Origin of the sequence: Glutamicibacter halophytocola (assembly GCF_001302565.1) — a bacterium.
Classification (GTDB): Bacteria; Actinomycetota; Actinomycetes; order Actinomycetales; family Micrococcaceae; genus Glutamicibacter; species Glutamicibacter halophytocola.
This window is the reverse complement of record NZ_CP012750.1, coordinates 509,617-525,801: the sequence shown is the minus strand read 5'-3', so window position 1 is coordinate 525,801 and position 16,185 is coordinate 509,617. Positions and strand designations below refer to the sequence as shown.

19 protein-coding genes and 1 pseudogene are annotated in these 16,185 nt (G+C 61.8%); 11 read left to right on the top strand and 9 right to left on the bottom strand.

What is annotated here, in order from left to right:
- Positions 1 to 13: 13 nt before the first annotated feature.
- Together AOZ07_RS02410 and AOZ07_RS18400 are read right to left on the bottom strand one after the other, a co-directional pair.
- Positions 14 to 229, bottom strand: a complete 216-nt coding sequence (locus tag AOZ07_RS02410; RefSeq protein WP_060700550.1) for a hypothetical protein — start codon at positions 227 to 229, stop codon at positions 14 to 16.
- Between the two features lie 483 nt (positions 230 to 712).
- Positions 713 to 883 (bottom strand): molybdenum cofactor biosynthesis protein MoaE, encoded by a 171-nt coding sequence (locus AOZ07_RS18400; RefSeq protein WP_236995246.1) that lies wholly within the window; start codon positions 881 to 883, stop codon positions 713 to 715.
- Positions 884 to 1,374: 491 nt separating this feature from the next.
- Here AOZ07_RS18400 and AOZ07_RS02405 point away from each other — a divergent pair, with 491 nt between their 5' ends.
- Positions 1,375 to 2,568, top strand: a complete 1,194-nt coding sequence (locus AOZ07_RS02405; RefSeq protein WP_060700549.1) for a M20 metallopeptidase family protein — start codon at positions 1,375 to 1,377, stop codon at positions 2,566 to 2,568.
- Positions 2,569 to 2,611: 43 nt separating this feature from the next.
- On the opposite strand, the gene AOZ07_RS02400 is transcribed toward AOZ07_RS02405, so the two are convergent.
- Both AOZ07_RS02400 and AOZ07_RS02395 read right to left on the bottom strand, forming a co-directional pair.
- Positions 2,612 to 3,019: a molybdenum cofactor biosynthesis protein MoaE gene (locus tag AOZ07_RS02400; RefSeq protein WP_060700548.1), complete on the bottom strand. Its 408-nt coding sequence runs from the start codon at positions 3,017 to 3,019 to the stop codon at positions 2,612 to 2,614.
- Positions 3,016 to 4,197 carry a ThiF family adenylyltransferase gene (locus tag AOZ07_RS02395; RefSeq protein ID WP_060700547.1) on the bottom strand — a complete coding sequence of 394 codons (1,182 nt, stop codon included), beginning with the start codon at positions 4,195 to 4,197 and terminating at the stop codon, positions 3,016 to 3,018. Before AOZ07_RS02395 ends, AOZ07_RS02400 begins: the two co-directional genes overlap by 4 nt.
- A gap of 37 nt (positions 4,198 to 4,234) precedes the next feature.
- Here AOZ07_RS02395 and AOZ07_RS02390 point away from each other — a divergent pair, with 37 nt between their 5' ends.
- The 7 genes and pseudogenes from AOZ07_RS02390 to AOZ07_RS19195 all read left to right on the top strand — a co-directional run.
- Complete coding sequence (locus tag AOZ07_RS02390) at positions 4,235 to 4,486, top strand: MoaD/ThiS family protein (RefSeq protein WP_060700546.1); 252 nt, start codon at positions 4,235 to 4,237, stop codon at positions 4,484 to 4,486.
- Between the two features lie 3 nt (positions 4,487 to 4,489).
- A complete protein-coding gene (locus AOZ07_RS02385; RefSeq protein ID WP_060700545.1) occupies positions 4,490 to 5,722 on the top strand; it encodes a molybdopterin molybdotransferase MoeA in 1,233 nt (410 codons plus the stop codon).
- On the top strand, positions 5,715 to 6,191 hold the full coding sequence (gene moaC, locus AOZ07_RS02380; RefSeq protein WP_060700544.1) for a cyclic pyranopterin monophosphate synthase MoaC: 477 nt from the start codon (positions 5,715 to 5,717) through the stop codon (positions 6,189 to 6,191). Before AOZ07_RS02385 ends, moaC begins: the two co-directional genes overlap by 8 nt.
- Complete coding sequence (locus AOZ07_RS02375; protein WP_060700543.1) at positions 6,181 to 6,672, top strand: MogA/MoaB family molybdenum cofactor biosynthesis protein; 492 nt, start codon at positions 6,181 to 6,183, stop codon at positions 6,670 to 6,672. The genes moaC and AOZ07_RS02375 overlap by 11 nt, the downstream gene beginning before the upstream one ends.
- Before the next feature lie 35 nt (positions 6,673 to 6,707).
- The gene (locus AOZ07_RS02370) at positions 6,708 to 6,917 is read left to right on the top strand and encodes a DUF1653 domain-containing protein (RefSeq protein WP_060700542.1); all 210 of its coding nucleotides are present in this window, start codon (positions 6,708 to 6,710) and stop codon (positions 6,915 to 6,917) included.
- A 116-nt stretch (positions 6,918 to 7,033) separates the two neighbouring features.
- Entirely contained in the window at positions 7,034 to 7,960 is a 927-nt protein-coding gene (locus tag AOZ07_RS02365) for a ketopantoate reductase family protein (RefSeq protein WP_060700541.1), read from the top strand.
- A 108-nt stretch (positions 7,961 to 8,068) separates the two neighbouring features.
- Positions 8,069 to 8,482, top strand: a pseudogene (locus tag AOZ07_RS19195) (phosphotransferase); the annotation flags it as partial.
- A gap of 365 nt (positions 8,483 to 8,847) precedes the next feature.
- Here AOZ07_RS19195 and AOZ07_RS19010 read toward each other — a convergent pair.
- Positions 8,848 to 9,279: a MarR family winged helix-turn-helix transcriptional regulator gene (locus AOZ07_RS19010; RefSeq protein WP_060700540.1), complete on the bottom strand. Its 432-nt coding sequence runs from the start codon at positions 9,277 to 9,279 to the stop codon at positions 8,848 to 8,850.
- 78 nt (positions 9,280 to 9,357) lie between these two features.
- Here AOZ07_RS19010 and AOZ07_RS02355 point away from each other — a divergent pair, with 78 nt between their 5' ends.
- Positions 9,358 to 10,455 (top strand): ABC transporter permease, encoded by a 1,098-nt coding sequence (locus AOZ07_RS02355; RefSeq protein WP_060700539.1) that lies wholly within the window; start codon positions 9,358 to 9,360, stop codon positions 10,453 to 10,455.
- A 41-nt stretch (positions 10,456 to 10,496) separates the two neighbouring features.
- Here AOZ07_RS02355 and AOZ07_RS02350 read toward each other — a convergent pair whose 3' ends face one another.
- From AOZ07_RS02350 to AOZ07_RS02335, 4 genes are all read right to left on the bottom strand, one after another.
- Positions 10,497 to 11,282: an IclR family transcriptional regulator domain-containing protein gene (locus tag AOZ07_RS02350; protein ID WP_060700538.1), complete on the bottom strand. Its 786-nt coding sequence runs from the start codon at positions 11,280 to 11,282 to the stop codon at positions 10,497 to 10,499.
- A 75-nt stretch (positions 11,283 to 11,357) separates the two neighbouring features.
- Positions 11,358 to 12,014, bottom strand: coding sequence for a 3-oxoacid CoA-transferase subunit B (locus tag AOZ07_RS02345; protein ID WP_060700537.1), 657 nt, complete (start codon positions 12,012 to 12,014; stop codon positions 11,358 to 11,360).
- Complete coding sequence (locus AOZ07_RS02340; protein ID WP_060700536.1) at positions 12,014 to 12,685, bottom strand: 3-oxoacid CoA-transferase subunit A; 672 nt, start codon at positions 12,683 to 12,685, stop codon at positions 12,014 to 12,016. The genes AOZ07_RS02345 and AOZ07_RS02340 overlap by 1 nt, the downstream gene beginning before the upstream one ends.
- A gap of 66 nt (positions 12,686 to 12,751) precedes the next feature.
- On the bottom strand, positions 12,752 to 13,963 hold the full coding sequence (locus AOZ07_RS02335; protein ID WP_060700535.1) for a thiolase family protein: 1,212 nt from the start codon (positions 13,961 to 13,963) through the stop codon (positions 12,752 to 12,754).
- A 208-nt stretch (positions 13,964 to 14,171) separates the two neighbouring features.
- On the opposite strand from AOZ07_RS02335, the gene AOZ07_RS02330 reads away from it, so the two are divergent.
- Together AOZ07_RS02330 and AOZ07_RS02325 are read left to right on the top strand one after the other, a co-directional pair.
- Positions 14,172 to 15,365 carry an MFS transporter gene (locus tag AOZ07_RS02330; protein ID WP_060700534.1) on the top strand — a complete coding sequence of 398 codons (1,194 nt, stop codon included), beginning with the start codon at positions 14,172 to 14,174 and terminating at the stop codon, positions 15,363 to 15,365.
- A 9-nt stretch (positions 15,366 to 15,374) separates the two neighbouring features.
- Positions 15,375 to 16,124, top strand: a complete 750-nt coding sequence (locus tag AOZ07_RS02325; RefSeq protein ID WP_060700533.1) for an IclR family transcriptional regulator — start codon at positions 15,375 to 15,377, stop codon at positions 16,122 to 16,124.
- Positions 16,125 to 16,185 lie beyond the last annotated feature (61 nt).

Here is a 16,185-nt window from a genome sequence, read left to right as displayed (position 1 = left end):
AGCGTCCTTGAAATCATGTCACTAATTCACGAGCAGCAACACCAGGCACCGCGCCGATGATTTCAACATAGAAGAGTTCCTCGAAATCCACCGGATACCGGTGGACTAAAATCGAAAGCATCCCGATATGGTTGCACCAGCGCGCCCGCTTTACGATCACGTCGGCCTTCGTAGTCAAAGGGCCGGTGGCGAACGGGGAATCCCTGACCACTTCCTCGTTCTCGTACAACCCCGCTACTGTCAGAGCATTGGCGTTGCCGGTCGTGTCCCTGTTGGTGCCGCGGAGGGGACCAGCCCTGTACCTTTTCGGCAGCTCTTCAATCAGAGGATGATAGGAACTGTCGGATATCAGTCCCTACGATCCTCTTTTAGGAGTTGTCAACAACTTAACGGGTGTTGGCAGGCGCCCTAGACGGGCTTGAGTCGGTCTAGGGCGTTTATAGGACGAAGGTGACGGTACTGCCACTGGCTTCAGGGGCGTACTACTTGGGCATGTGTTACGGTCTCCCAAATAGGAACGGCATGAAACTCGTAACAACTCAAGTTGTTCTAATACACCAAAAAATCAATTACAGTCCATCCGGCTATACTCGAATGCGGACGGTCACGGCACCACTCCTTCAGAGGTACACGATATGAAGTGGCACTTGTACGTTATCGGTACCTCGACCTTGAAGCGCTCCATCTGGTACTCATTGAAATTGAATACTTCCTAGCGGTCTGCTGCCGACAAGGCAGTCACCAAAGTGGCATTGCCAATCTGCAGCGGCCCCACGCGGTGCACTGCGAAAAGCTTTGACCTAGTGCGAACTTCTTCTACAAAAATGATCTTCTTCAGGAAGTCTTGCATCCGCGGATGAAGCGAGTAAGCCAAGTAGTTCACCGATTGACCACCTTCGTGGTTACGAATGCTCCCATGGACCGTCACCAGCAACCGGCGGAGTCGGACTGCGCGGCATTGCTGACGACAGCCTCGTCAATGGGTTCATCAGTGATCAACGTCAAGCTCATGAGTGGACTCCTTGTCGGCGCTGGTAACCGCTACTAGTCTGAGGCATTTCATTCGGTCTGGCCATGAGCGAGGCAAAGGTCAGCGAGGTGCAGCCAACGGAACTGCGCGCGCTTCTGGATTCCTGGATTTCGAATATCGGTCCCAGCCAGGAAAGTTGTGAGATGCAACAAAAAACGTCGTGACAGCTTGACGGTGCCACAACCGCGAGGCGTATAGTCGCTGGCGTGCTCATTGCATTCAAATCGTTCGGAGTAAACGCTTTGATTAGCGAATACTTAAAGATTGAATCTTCGGCATAGTCAGATCCACGCACCCTGAGGCGCTCTGCCCGCCCGTCGACTACGCCTAAGAAAGGCTGATTCATGACCACTGCCGACTTTACCGCCGATGCACAAACGATACTTCCCGAGCTGGTTGAACTGCGCCGCGCATTGCATGCGGACCCGGAGCTCGGACTGGATCTGCCCCGCACCCAGCAAAAAGTACTTGACGCACTTCAAGGGCTGCCCTTGGAAATCACTACCGGCACGCGCACCAGCTCGGTGACCGCAGTGCTTCGAGGCGAACTGCCCGGACCGACGGTCCTGCTTCGCGGCGACATGGACGCATTGCCGATTCTCGAAGAGACCAATCTGGACTTCGCCTCTGTTAATGGCAACATGCACGCCTGCGGCCACGACCTGCATACTGCAGGACTTGTCGGCGCAGCCAAGTTGCTCTCGGCTCGGCAAAGAGAGCTTCATGGCTCGGTCATCTTCATGTTCCAGCCAGGCGAAGAAGGCCACGGCGGCGCCAAGATCATGCTTGAAGAGGGGCTGCTTTCGGCAGCCGGAGAACCTCCGGTTGCCGCCTATGCGATCCATGTAGGCCCCGGCCCGCGCGGAGTCTTCGCAACTCGGGGCGGCCCGGTAGCCGCCGGGTCAAACCAGCTAACCGTGAAGCTGAAGGGACGCGGCGGACATGGCTCGCAACCCCACCAGACCTTGGATCCGGTACCGGCAGCCGCGGAGCTCGTCCTGGCCTTGCAGAGTTTTGTAACTCGGCGGTTCAACGCCTTCGACCCGGTAGTTCTCTCGATCACGCGGCTGTCCACGGGAGACGGAGCGATCAACGTCATCCCGGAAAGCGTCGAGCTGGCTGCCACCATCCGCACCATGTCCCACGACTCGCTGGCCGTCCTTGAAGAAGGACTGCCGCGAGTCGTCCACGGCGTGGCAGCAGCCCATGAGCTCACCGCAGATGTGTGTTTTGAAACGCTCTACCCGGTGACCGTGAATGATGCCGCCGAGACCGAGGCAGCGCTGGAAACAATGCGCGAAATCTACGGTGAACAGCGCGTAGCACTGATGCCTTCGCCGATGATGGGCTCCGAGGATTTCGCGTTCGTGCTCGACGAGGTTCCGGGCACCTTTATTGGACTACTGACGTCTCCACCCGAATTGCCTGCCGAAGAAACCGAGTGGAACCACTCGCCACGGGTGGTTTTTGACGACTCAGTGCTCGCAGAGCAGGCCGCAGCCCTGGCAGCCATCGCGTTTAAGCGAACTGCCAGCTGAAACTGGACAGGGAAGTGTTCGAGCTTATACCGGCTGGGAACTGCTAAAGCCCTACCCATTCGGAGCTGCCGGAAGTGAAATGCTGCTTCTTCCAGATCGGGACCTCGGCCTTGATGCGTTCCACCAGGTTCTCAATGGCATCGAATGCTTCCTTGCGGTGTGCCGCCGCCGAAGCAGCGACCAGCGCGGCATCGCCGATCTTCAGCGGACCCACGCGGTGCACTGCGGAAAGCTTCAGCCCGGTGCGTTCTTCTTCCTCGGCAATGATTTTATCCAGGAATTCCTGCGCCTGCGGATGGTGCGAGTAGTCCAGGGAGTTCACCGACTGGCCCCCATCGTGGTTGCGGATGATTCCGTGGAAGAGCACCACTGCGCCTGCAGTATCTGACTGCACGGCATCGCGCACTGCGGCCTCGTCGATAGGTTCTTCGGTGATCAACGCGTAGCTCATGAGCGGGCTCCTTCGGTATGTGCGTGTTCGGCCAGCAGCTGCGGGGCCACTTCAGCCAGTGCGGGAAGCCCGCCTTCAAGGTAGTTCGTTTTGATGCCCCGGCCAGCGAGCAAGGCGGCCGCGCGTTGCGAGCGCGGACCGCGTGCGCAGTAGACCGTTACCTGTGCCGGGATCTGTTCCAGCTCTGCGCCGGATTCAATAGCTGCTTCCAGTTGAGGTAGCGGCAGATGCAAGGAACCGGCGATGTGCTGTTGTGCGCGTTCGTCATCATTGCGCACATCCAACAAGGCTGGCGCTTCATCGCCAGATAGTTCTTCTGCGAGCGCCTTGGCATCAATGCCCTGGACCTCTGGCAGAGAACCGGAACAGAAGAGCACGTAGTCAATCAGCTCAGTGACTTCAGCACCTTCGGGGTCCCGGGAAAATTCGAGGGTGCGCGTGCTGGCTGCCAGCGCATCGTAGATCAGCACCTTGCCCACCAGCGGGGTGCCGATTCCGGCGATCAGCTTCAGCGCTTCGGTGGCCAGCAGCGAACCGACAGTGCCGCACAATCCGGGCAGCACTCCCCCAGCGGCGCAATCCGGGACGGTGCCCGGGGCAGGAGGAACCGGGAACAGGTCGCGGTAGCCCGGACCATATTCATGCCAGGCCACGGAGACTTGTCCGTGGTGCTGCAGAATGGATCCCCAGATCAGCGGAATGCCCGAAAGCTGCGCTGCGTCATTGGACAGGTAGCGGGTCGGGAAGTTGTCGCTGCCATCGATGACCAAGTCATAATTCGCAAAGATCTCCAGTGCGTTGGAAGAATCCAGGCGCAGATTATGCTCGATGATTTCCACATTGGGGTCCAGCGACTTGGCAGCCTGGGACAGGGAAGCGGTCTTGGCCAGGCCGATATTTGCGGTGGTGTGCGTAACCTGGCGGTGCAAATTGGATAGTTCCACCACGTCATCATCAACGATGCCGATGGTGCCTACCCCCGCTCCGACAAGATACGGAACGCTGGCGCTGCCTAGCCCTCCGGCGCCGATCACCAGTACCCGGGCGGCAGCCAGCCTGCGCTGCGCGGTGTCATCAAATCCGGGCAGGGTCAGTTGGCGTGCGGCGCGAGCAGCCTGTTCCTCGCTCAGTGGCGGCCCGGGGGCCACCAGCGCGGGAAAGTCGCGTTCACTTTTCATCGTGCTCCTTATCGCGTTGGCGCGATAGCATGAAGTCATGTCGAAGATTACGATACGCTACTTCGCTGCCGCGGCGGCAGCAGCGGGCTGCGAGCAGGAGAGCTGGGAACGCCCGCAAACGCTCGCCGGGCTGCGTAGCGAACTGATCGATTCCTACGGGCCGGAAATGGCACAGGTTTTGCGTGCCGGAAGTTTCCTGATCAACGGCGTGGTGCGCCGCGATGCCGGCGAACTGGGCTCGGCCGAAGATCTCACGGTGGACGTGCTGCCACCGTTTGCTGGCGGATAGCCGATGACCTGCACCCTGGAGAATCATCGCGCAGAACTTGAAGCGCTGTTGTCCCCGGTCTTTGCTTCCCTGGACAGCGAAAAGCTGTTGGCTGATAGCCCCGAGGCAAACGGCCGCATCCTCAGCGAGGATCTGTACGCCCTGTTGCCCATCCCCGCATTCACCAATTCGCAAATGGACGGCTACGCTGCACGCAGCGCGGACTTGGCCACGGCAACGCCGCAGTCCCCCATCACCTTGCCATTGGGTTTCACGGCGGCCGCCGGCGACCGGCAAATCACCTTGGCTGAAGGAACTGCCAGCCCGGTGATGACCGGGGCCATGATCCCGCTGGGGGCCGATACCGTGATCCCCATCGAGGAAAGCAGCTCCGGGGTTTTTCCGGACTTGGTTCGGGCAGGCCGCGGCACTCCGAGCGGAAACGCGGAGTTCACTGCTCCCAGCGAATCAGGCCGTTTCATCCGCCCCGCCGGCGTCGATCTTGAAGCCGGCGCCCTGGTGGCCCGGGCCGGAACCCGGCTGACCCCGACCATGATTGCTGCACTGGTTTCCAGTGGACTGCGTGAAGTACCGGTACGCCGCGCATTGAAGGTGGCCGTGTGCACTACCGGTGACGAGCTCAGTGATGATCAGCCTTCCCAGGGCCAGATCCCGGATTCGAACTCCCCCATGCTCACCGCCTGGCTGCGCCAATACCAGGTGCAGGTGCGCACCCTGCAATTGCCTGATGATCCCAAGCGCTTCGCGCTGGCTATTGATGCGCTGCAGGAACAGGTTGACCTGATTCTGACCGTAGGCGGAATCAGTGCCGGTGCTTACGAAGTGGTCCGACAGGCTCTTGCGCCGCTGGGCGGTGCGTTCCACCACGTGGCGATCCAGCCTGGTGGTCCGCAAGGCTTCGCCCAGCTGCCCCAGGCAGCGGTGCTGTGCTTCCCCGGCAACCCGGTCAGTGCGCTGCTATCGGCTGAACTATTTTTGGCCCCGCTGCTGCGCAAGCTCAACGCCTTGCCCGATCCGGTGCCGCAGCACTACCCGCTGGCTTCCGATGCCACCTCGCCCGGGCATAAGCACCAGGTACGCCGGGCTGTGATCCGTGGTGGCCTGGTGGAAATCCTGGATCCGGGTTCGCATCTGGTCCACGATCTGGCCCGCGCCGATGCGCTGGTGCATATCCCTGTAGGCATCAGCCAGCTGATAGCTGGGCAGCAAATTGAAACTTGGAGCATGAATGTCTGAAAAACTTACCCACCTGCGTGAAGATGGCAGCGCCCACATGGTCGACGTCAGCGATAAGGCTGTCACCAAGCGCGTTGCTACCGCGGAAGCCATCTTTGCCACCCGCGAAGATGTCGTCCCGATGCTGATGACCGGCAACCTGCCCAAGGGCGAAGCATTGGGCACCGCCCGAGTCGCGGGCATCATGGCTGCCAAGCGCACCTGGGAGCTGATTCCGCTGTGCCACCCGCTGCCGATCTCCAAGGTCTCCATTGATTTCGAGGCGCAGGATTCCGCCGTGCGCGTGATCGCCCAGGTGACCACCAAGGGTGTCACCGGGGTGGAGATGGAAGCGCTGACCGCAGCAAGCGTAGCCGCGCTGACCCTCTATGACATGGTCAAGGCCGTGGACAAGCACGCCGAGGTTCGCTCCGTTAAAGTCTTGGCGAAGTCCGGCGGCAAGAGTGGCGACTGGGCCCGTGAAGACTAGCCGCCATGCGGCAGTCGTGGTCGCCTCGACCAGCGCTGCGGCGGGAACTGCCCAGGACAAGACCGGCCCGATGATCGCCCGGTGGCTGGCCGAGCGCGGGTTCGAGGTCCCCGGCCCGGTGGTGGTTGCCGATGGCCAGCCGGTGCGTTTCGCCGTGGATGACCTGCTGGCCGATGACGCGCAGGTGATCATCGTGACCGGCGGGACCGGGGTCAGCCCGGATGACCAGTCCCCCGAAATGGTTGCTCCGCTGCTGGATGTGCAGTTGCCTGGGATCATCGAGGCCATTCGCCGCCGCGGCGAGCCGAACACGCCGCTCTCGATCATCACTCGCGGGGTGGCCGGGTTCGCCGGTAGCAGCTTCGTGATCACCTTGCCTGGTTCTACCGGCGGGGTCAAAGACGGGCTGGCGGTGCTGGATCCAGTCTTGGAGCACCTACTGTCTCAACGTTGCGGCGGCACCGGCCACGGGCCACGCTGAAAAACACCATGTACTTTGATCTGGAAGGCTGAAGGATGAGCGTCGAACCTGGAATCTACGAACACTTCAAAGGGCAGCGCTACGAAGTGCTGGCCGTGGGCAAGCACAGCGAAACCGAAGAACCCCTGGTCTTCTATCGCAAGCTCTACGATGACTACAGCTTCTGGGCGCGACCGCTGGCGATGTTCGAAGAAGCCGTTGACCGCGACGGCTACAGCGGCCCGCGTTTTGCGAGGGTCGCCTAGCGGACGACAAGCCCGGAAGCCGCAGCCTTCTCAGGTTCGAGCATTGGACCGGTCCCGCGCAAGGCGCCCGAGCATCGCTGCCAGATGCGCAACTACGAGAAAGCATGGAAACGAGCATGAAAATTGGAGTCATCGGCGCAGGCGGAGTCGGCGCGTATTTCGCAGCAGCCCTAGCCCGCAGTGGTGCCGAAGTGCATCTGCTCGCCACGGAGCGCCACATCGCGCCGATTGCCGAACATGGCATCACTGTCACCAAGGGTGATGGCACGCCAGGATTCTCCGCCCGCGTGGCCAGTGTCAGCACGAAGGCTGAAGAAATCGGGGCCTGCGATGCCGTGATCCTCACCTGCAAAGCCGGACAGGTGACCGAAGCGATGGATGCCGCGCATGCATTAATCGGCCCGGAAACTGCAGTTCTTCCGCTTCAAAATGGAGTCACTGCTTCTGGTCGAATCGCTGAATCCGTCGGATCAAGCCACGCCTTGGGCGGGGTATGCGTGATCATCTCCTACCTGCAGGAGCCCGGTACCGTGCACCATGTGGGCGGACAGCCAGCAATTATTCTCGGTGAAATCGACGGGAGCATCTCGCCGCGCGCCACGCAATTGTCGGAAGCGTTGGCTGCTGCCGGTGTCAGCACAAGCGTGTCATCCGATATCGTCACCGACATGTGGCGCAAGTTCATGCTGATCAGCTCGTATGGCGGGGTGGGAGCACTGTGCAGGGAACCAGTTGGCCGCACTCGCGCAAATCCGCTGACGCGGTCATTGGTCGAAGATGCCATGCGCGAAGTCGCCCTTCTGGCAGGGAAAGTTGGCGCAAAACTTGGCGAACAAGATATCGATCAAATGATGGCCCAGGTCGATGCATTCGCCCCGGACAGCACGGCATCCATGCAACGCGACCTCATTGCAGGACGTTCTTCAGAACTAGAAGAGCAGAACGGAACAATAGTCCGGATGGCTGAACAGCATGCGGTCGCAGTGCCAATCCACCACACCATCTATCGGGCCATGGCGCTGCTCGACGGTTCAGCAATGTAGCGGCGCAAGCACGAGTCCACGACGCCTTGCCTCATCTGCACTTAGGCCGGTTCCAGGCCGAGCCTCAAATTCGGCGTGATGGGTGATGAGGAAGGCTAGGCTGTTGCCATGGAGGAGATTCTGCTCGCTGGCGGCAACGCATCCGATGGCGTGGTGCGAGTTGGCTCTACCGTGCGCAAACCGTGGGCGGAGTCCACTCCCAGCGTTCTCCATTACATGCGGGCCCTGCGCGCCGCAGGCATCGATGTTCCCAAGGTGTATGGCCAGGACCCGCAGGGACGGCAAATCACCGAGTTTGTTCCAGGACGCCTTGCCATGGATTCGGAGCCGTTGACTCCTTCGCAGCTATCAAGAGCGGGGCGCCTGGTGCGCTCCATTCATGATGCAAGTCAGGCGTATCGGCCAGAAACGGGATCTACTTGGACTCCACCCATTGCAGCCCCGGGTGCCGAACTGATCTGCCATAACGATCTGGCCCCGTGGAATCTGCTCGTTGGTGATCGGTGGGTATTTATCGACTGGGATGCGGCTTCTCCAAGTACCCGGCTCTGGGACCTCGCCTATTCTGCCCAGGCTTTCGCTTTGAATGATGCTTCAGCCGACCTGGTCAACGCGGCCACGAATTTGAATGCCTTTGTTGATGACTATGGGGCCAGCGGCGAGCTTCGCACAGCTCTTCCTGCCGCGATGCGGCAAAGAACAACAGCCATGTACAAACTGCTCAAGGACTCCCACGCTGGGGCAATAGAACCCTGGGGAACCATGTTTGCGACCGGGCACGGCGAGCATTGGAAGGCAGTGACGGAGTTCGTGGAGAACAACCAGTCGCATGGGCACGGGCGCTGGAATAACCCGGATTGGCTCACCACGGGCCGTGGAGCGCTTGCCTATTGCGAGTCAGCCTCGTTGTATCGCTCAAGAGCTGCCGCGAAGTCATTGATCTGCTCCGCGCTCCAGCCCTCCAGCCGCTCGACTACCGCGGCCCGGTGCACCGCCGCTGAAGCATTCAGCCGCTCTTGTCCAAGTTTGGTCAGTTCCAGGACACGGCCTCGACCGGCTTCGGAATCGTCGTAAGCCGCGTATCCCAGATCCAGCAGGGTACCGACTTGCCGGGAGACCGTTGAACGATTCAGCGAGAAGGCCTCGGCGATATCGGTAGCCCTGGCGCCTGGGGTGTCAGCGATGAATCGCAATAGCGAATGCTCCACCATGCTCAGGGGCTCGGCTAGCTGCCGTGAGCGCGAGTTGGCTCGTCGAGTGATCAGTTGCATGTGGTGGTAGACCGACTCGATGTCCGTCTCCCGTTGTTCCCTGCCCATGGTTCCGAGTCTAGTACGTGTCGGACAACTCAAGATATTCTGTTGCACAATGCAACATTAGCGGTATTCTTAATACATATGACTGCCACCGACACCACCGCACCCAGTACCCCCGCCGCCAAGCATTCCAACTCCGCACCGCCAGAACCGGCCACCGCCCAACGCGCACCGAAGGGATGGGGAAAGCTGGCGCGAACCATGCTGATCCCGTTCTTCCTCTGCGCCATCATGGGCCTGTTCTACCTCGGAGCCTTCCATCAGCCAACGCCGCACAACGTGCAGGTAGCTGTGGTTGGAGATTCAGCTGCAACCAAGGTCTTCGCCCAGACGCTGCAAGATGAATCGGATGGGGCGCTGACCGTGCGCACTGTCGATAATGGGGAATCCGCCCGGCAGCTGGTCGAAGATCGCGAAATCGTCGCCGCCTACGAATCGACCAAGGACTCGGCAACGCTCTACGCTTCCAGCGCAGCATCGGAAACCTCGGCGAACATCGCCCAGAAGGTCTTCATGAATGTGGCCTACAAGCAGGGCCAGCCGTTCCACGTGGAGGACGTTGTCCCCGCCGGAGAACATGACAGCACCGGGCAGGGCCTGTTCTTCCTGCTCGTCGCGCTGAGCATTGGCGGCTACGCCAGCGCCGTGCCGCTGGCAGGGTTCATGGGCAAGGTCAAGCTGCCCATCCGCTTCGCCATGGCCGCAATTGCTGCCGCAGTGATCGCATCGATTGCCGTGATCGTTTCCGGTCCGATTTACCAGATCATTCAAAACCACTACGCCAGCATTTGGCTGATTTCGTGGACCTACGCGGTTTCGATCATCATGCTGGGCATGGGCCTGCACCCGATGCTGCGCCACTGGACCACGCCGGTCTTGACCATGTGTTTTGTCGCCTTGAACTTCACCAGCTCCGGCGGCATCTTCCAGCCGGCCATGCAGCCCGGATTCTTCGGCGCGCTGAACACCTTCTGGAACGGCGCCGGCTGGCTGCACGCAGTTCAGACGCTGGTCTACTTCCCGGACCAGGGCATCGGCATGGATATCCTGCGGCTGATCGTGTGGCTGGTTCCCGGTGCGGCGCTGATATTCGCAACCCACGCATGGAGCGTGCACAAGACCCGCCTGGCCAATGAAAACGCGGCCATCCAGGAAGTGGAAGAGGCCGTCGCCGCATAGCGGATCCGCTGGGCCTCCAGGGGCCCGAGGCCGCCCTTCTGCTAGCGGCTGGAAGCCAGCGCTTCGCGCACCTGCTGCGCTGCCTGGAGCAGCCGAGGCAGTATCTTCTGGGCCGCTTCGTCAGCGCTTTGCTCGCTGGCCGGGTGCACGCTCATGGATACGTTCATGGCCGCCGCCACGGTGGAATCGGCGTTGAAGACCGGCACCGCAACCGAGCGCAACCCGATCTCCAGCTCCTGGTCAACCACCGCGTAGCCCTGTGTACGGATCTTTTCCAGTTCCTTGCGCAGGGCTGCTGGCGTTTTCAGGCCCAGCCCGGTGCGCGATTCGAACCCTTCGGCCAATACGGATTCACGAAGCTCCTCGGGCCCGAAAGCCAAAAGCACCCGGCCCATGGAGGTGTTCACCGCAGGGAATCGGGTGCCCACGGAGATGCCGACGCGCATGATCGAGCGGGTGTGCACGCGGGCGATGTACACGATGTCGGTGCCATCGAGCACGGAGGCCGAGGCGGACTCGTGCACCTTCGCCGAGAGCTCCTCAAGCACCGGCTCGATCATTTGCGGCAAGGTGGCGCTGGAGAGATAGGCATAACCCAGCTGCAGGACCTTGGAGGTCAGCTCGAAATGCTTGCCGTCAGAGCGCACGTAGCCCAGTTCCTGCAAGGTGAGCAGAAAACGCCGGGCGGTGGCGCGCGAGAGCCCGGTGCGCGCTGCGACCTCGGAGAGCGTCATTGAGATATGCTCCGCATCAAAGCAGCTGATGACGGCCAAGCCGCGGGCCAGTGACTGGACCGACGTTGAAGGTGTTGCCTGCTCGCTCACCATGCTCCTTGCACGCGCTGAAAACTGTCATGGGGTGCCTCCGCATGTTTGAAGGCACCCCACTAATCTACTGTGTCTCTAGGCCCAGGTCAGTTCCACCGGGACCTTGGCCTGCAACTGGTCAAAACTGATGCCGTGCACCGAGCGCACCAAGACCTTCGCATCGCGCAACTCGAAGATGGCCACTTCGGTATAGATCCGCGAGACGCAGCCCAATCCGGTGACCGGGTAGCTCAGTGTTTCAACCAGCTTGGATTCGCCGGTCTTGGTGAACAGGCTCATCATCACCCAGGTCTCCTTGGCCCCGATGGCCAGGTCCATGGCGCCGCCCACGGCAGGGATCGCGCCTTCGGCCCCGGTATGCCAGTTGGCCAGGTCCCCTGCCTGCGAGATCTGGAAGGCCCCGAGCACGCAGACATCCAGGTGCCCGCCGCGCATCATGGCGAAGGAGTCGGCATGATGGAAGTAGGCGGCGCCGGGCAGTTCGGTCACCGGGATCTTGCCGGCGTTGATCAAGTCCTCGTCGATGTCCTCGCCGGTGGCGACCGGGCCCATGCCGAGCATGCCGTTTTCGGTATGCAGGGTGACGCCCTGGTCGGCGGTGAGGAAGTTGGAGACGTTGGTCGGCTGGCCAATGCCCAGGTTCACGAAGGCCCCGGCAGGAATATCGCGGGCTACTAGCTGCGCCATCTCGTCACGGGTCAGTTTTTCTTCGGTGGTTCGCACGTCAGCCATTACTTTTCTCCTCCAAGAGCTACCACGGTGTCGACATAGATCCCCGGAGTGATCACGTGCTCCGGATCGATGCTTCCGACCTCGACGACCTCGTCAACCTGCACGATCGCGGCCTTGGCGGCCGTGGCCATGATCGGCCCGAAGTTTCGCGCGGTCTTGCGGTAGACCAGGTTGCCAAAGGTGTCGGCCTTCAGCGCCTTGATCAGCGCGAAGTCGGCGTGGATGGGCGTCTCCAGGACGTAGCCGCGCCCATCGATGACGCGGGTTTCCTTGCCCTCGGCCAGCAGCGTGCCGTAGCCGGTAGGGGTGAAGAAGCCGCCGATGCCGGCGCCCGCGGCGCGGATGCGCTCGGCCAGGTTGCCCTGCGGGACCAGTTCCAGCTCGATCTCCCCGGCGCGGTAGGCCGCGTCGAAGTGCCAGGAGTCGGACTGGCGCGGGAAGGAGCAGATGATCTTCTTGACCCGGCGTTCCTTGATCAGCAGGGCCAGGCCGGCGTCGGCCTGCCCGGCGTTGTTGTTCACGACCGTCAGGTCCTTCGCGCCGCAGTCCATGAGTGCGTCGATCAGTTCCATCGGCTGGCCGGCGTTGCCGAAGCCGCCGATCAGGACGGTGGAGCCGTCGGTGATTTCGGCGACGGCATCCGCGGCCGAGGTGGCAATGCGTGGTGCCATGATTCTGCCTTTCTGAATTCAAGATGCTGTAGGACCGGAGGTTCAAATCCCCCCGTCGTTCAGCTTCTACTTGGTTGCGTTCACGTTCTCGACCACGACGGCCAGGCCCTGGCCGACGCCGATGCAGATGGCCGCGAGCCCAAAGCGTTCGCCGGATTCGGCCAGGCGGCGGGCGACGGTGCCCAGGATGCGCAGGCCCGAGGCGCCCAGCGGGTGGCCGATGGAGATGGCCCCGCCCCAGGCGTTGACGATCCCCTGGTCGATATCCCAGGCGCGGATGCAGGCCAGGGACTGCGCGGCGAAGGCTTCATTGAGCTCGACGGCGGCGATATCCGACCACTTCAGCCCGGCCTTGGCCAGGGCCTTGTTGGCGGCGTCCACCGGGGCGAAGCCGAAGAACTGCGGATCCAGGGCGGAGGCGCCGTTGGAGACGATGCGGGCGATCGGGTCCAGGCCCAGCAGCGTTCCGCCCTTTTCAGAACCAATGAACGCGGCCGAGGCGCCATCGCTCATCGGCGAGGCGTTGCCTGCGGTGACGGTGGCGTTCTCGCCGGTGCGGAACACGGTGCGCAGCTGGGACAGGGTTTCGGCGGTGGAGTCGGCGCGGATGGTTTCATCACGGGTGAATTCGGTGCCGCGCTTGCTGGCCGGCGGCACGGGAACCACCAGGCTCTCATACTTTCCGGCATCCCAGGCAGCCGCGGCCTGCTGGTGCGAGAGGGCGGAGAATTCGTCCTGGTCCTCGCGGGAGATGTTGTGCTTTTCGCGCAGCTGCTCGGTGGCCTCGCCCAGCGAGACGGTCCATGCCCCCGGCATGGCCGGGTTGACCAGGCGCCAGCCCAGGGTGGTGTTGGCCAGTTCCAGGTTGCTCATCGGGAAGGGCCGCTCGGTTTTTGGCAGAACCCAAGGTGCGCGGGACATTGATTCCACGCCGCCCACCAGCACCAGATCGGCGTCTCCGGTGGCTACCTGGCGGGATGCTGCAATGGAGGCATCCAGCGAGGAACCGCACAAGCGGTTCATGGTGGTGCCAGGCAGCGAGGTGGGCAGGCCAGCGAGCAGGGTGGCCATGCGGGCAACATTGCGGTTCTCTTCGCCGGCGCCGTTGGCGTTGCCGAAGATCGATTCGTCGATGGTGCTGGTCTCGAGCTTCGGGGACCGTGCGACAAGTTCGCGCACCACATGCGCGGCGAGGTCGTCGGGGCGATGGCCAGATAGTGCGCCACCGATCTTGCCGAAGGGGGTACGAATTGCGTCGTAGAGGTACGCCTGCTGCATGGTCTCACTGCTCCATTGCTGAAAGATGTTCACAATGTGAACTTAAGTTCGTAGAATGAACTTTATCAGCCTTCACCAGCCCGATCAAGAGGTTGCCAGAAAAGTTCGCTTTGTGAACTTTGGTGCGCACAATGAAAATAGTGCTAGGATCACAACGCCGTGGCACCCATCACGTGCCAGGCACCAAGAGATCTCGAAGGGGCGACTCATGTCTTCACCACAAACCGATACCCGGAAACTCGAACTTGGCGGCTGGATCGCTGCGCTGTGCTTCTTCATCGTGGTCTTCGAGGGCTACGACATTGTTGCCCTGGGCGCCACGATTCCAGTGCTGACCGATCCAGGCGTCGGCGGGTACAGCGTCAGCGAGATGAACTGGGTCAACACCTTTTCGCTGATCGGGGTCGGCGTTGGCGCGGCAACCATGGGACGGCTGGCCGACCGCTTCGGGCGGCGGCGCCCGCTGCTGATCGCAGTTCTCGTCTTTTCGGTGTTCACCTTGCTCTTCCCCTTCCTTCCCAGCGCTTTGCTGATGGGCGCATTCCGCTTCATCGCGGGCCTGGGCCTGGGCGGCTGCATGCCCGTAGCCCTGGCACTGATGCAGGAGAATGCTCCGGTGGGCCGGCGTGCACTGGCCAATAACCTGCCGATGGTCGGCTATCACCTGGGTGCAGTCCTGGCATCGCTGGCGGGCAAGGCAGCCGGGGTGCACTGGTCGGTGCTGTACTTCCTCGGCGGCGGGCTGGGCCTGGCCCTGCTGGCGCTGCTCTGGTTCAAGCTTCCCGAAAGCGATGTTGTCGCCAGCAATGAGCGCACCTCGATCTCCGATGTGCTCAAGCCCAAATACCTGCGCACCTCGATCGGCTTGTGGATTGCCGCGTTCATGGGATTGGTCCTGGTCTACGGGCTGAATGCCTGGCTTCCCAAGATCATGGGCGCTGCCGGCTATCCGGTAGCCGATTCGCTGACGATGCTCTTCGTGCTGAATCTGGGGGCCATCGCAGGGCTGGTCATCAGCGCCTACGCGGCCGACTCCAAGGGCATCAAGCTCGTCTCGCTGATCTGGTTCGCGGCCTCTTCAGCGTTGTTGCTGCTGCTGGCAGTGCCCTTTGGAAGCCAAGTGCTTTTGACCGCGTTCCTCTTTGTCACCGGCGTTTTTGTCTTCTCCGCCCAGTGCCTGATGTACGCCTACGCAGGTCACGTGTACCCGCGCAACCTGGTGGCCACCGGCATTGGACTGGCTTCGGGCATCGGTCGCTTTGGCGCGATCATCGGCCCCTACGTCACCGGCCTGATGGTGGCTGCCGGCACCGCGTACCCGGGGGCGTTTTTCCTGTACGGCGGGGCAGCGCTGCTCGCCGTTGTCGTCATCGCGCAGATCCCCAAGCCGCAGCGTGGCTAGAGTTGTCCCATGGCCAATTCTCCCAGCGGGGATTCAATGCTGGACCGCCTGGTGCGGATCCTTGACTCCTTTGACGCGAAAACCCAGTCGCTCAGCGTCAGCGTCCTGGCGCGCCGGGCCGATATACCGGTAGCGAGCATGTACCGGCTGCTCGATTCGCTGGTGGAACACGATTTGCTCAGCCGCGATGCCTCGGGCCAGGTTCGGCTGGGCTTGCGGCTATGGGAGCTGGCGAATCGCAGTGCGGCCACCCAGGATCTGCGCACGGCAGCTCTGCACTTCATGGAGGACATCAACCAGCTTCTGCGGCAAAACACCCAGCTCTCGGTGCTGCACCAGGACGAGGTGCTGATCATCGAACGGCTTTCACGCCCTGGCTCGGTCGTCAATCAGGCGAATGTCGCAGGCCGCATGCCGGTGCACCGCACCTCCATGGGGATGGCCCTGCTGGCTTTTTCCCGTCCGGAAGCCATCCGGGACTATTTATCCCGCCACCAGGCGATCATGGCTGCTACCTACCCGGATTTCCGGGCTGAAATGGCTGAGATACGCCGCACCGGCTATGCCACCTTCGATGGCTTCATCGATCCGGAAACAACCGGCGTCGCGGCTCCCATCCTTGATGATGCCGGATACCAGGTAGCCGTGATCTCCGTGGTGCTCCCCCGCCAAACCCGAGCGGTGCAATCCGCCGGACTGGCATTGCGCACCGCCGCGCGGGGCATTTCCAGGGCGCTGCAGCCGGGCGGATCGGCCTAGGACGATGGGCAGATCAGCGTGCGGATCCCGCGCCATTTTTCTCATTCAATGAGAACCGTGC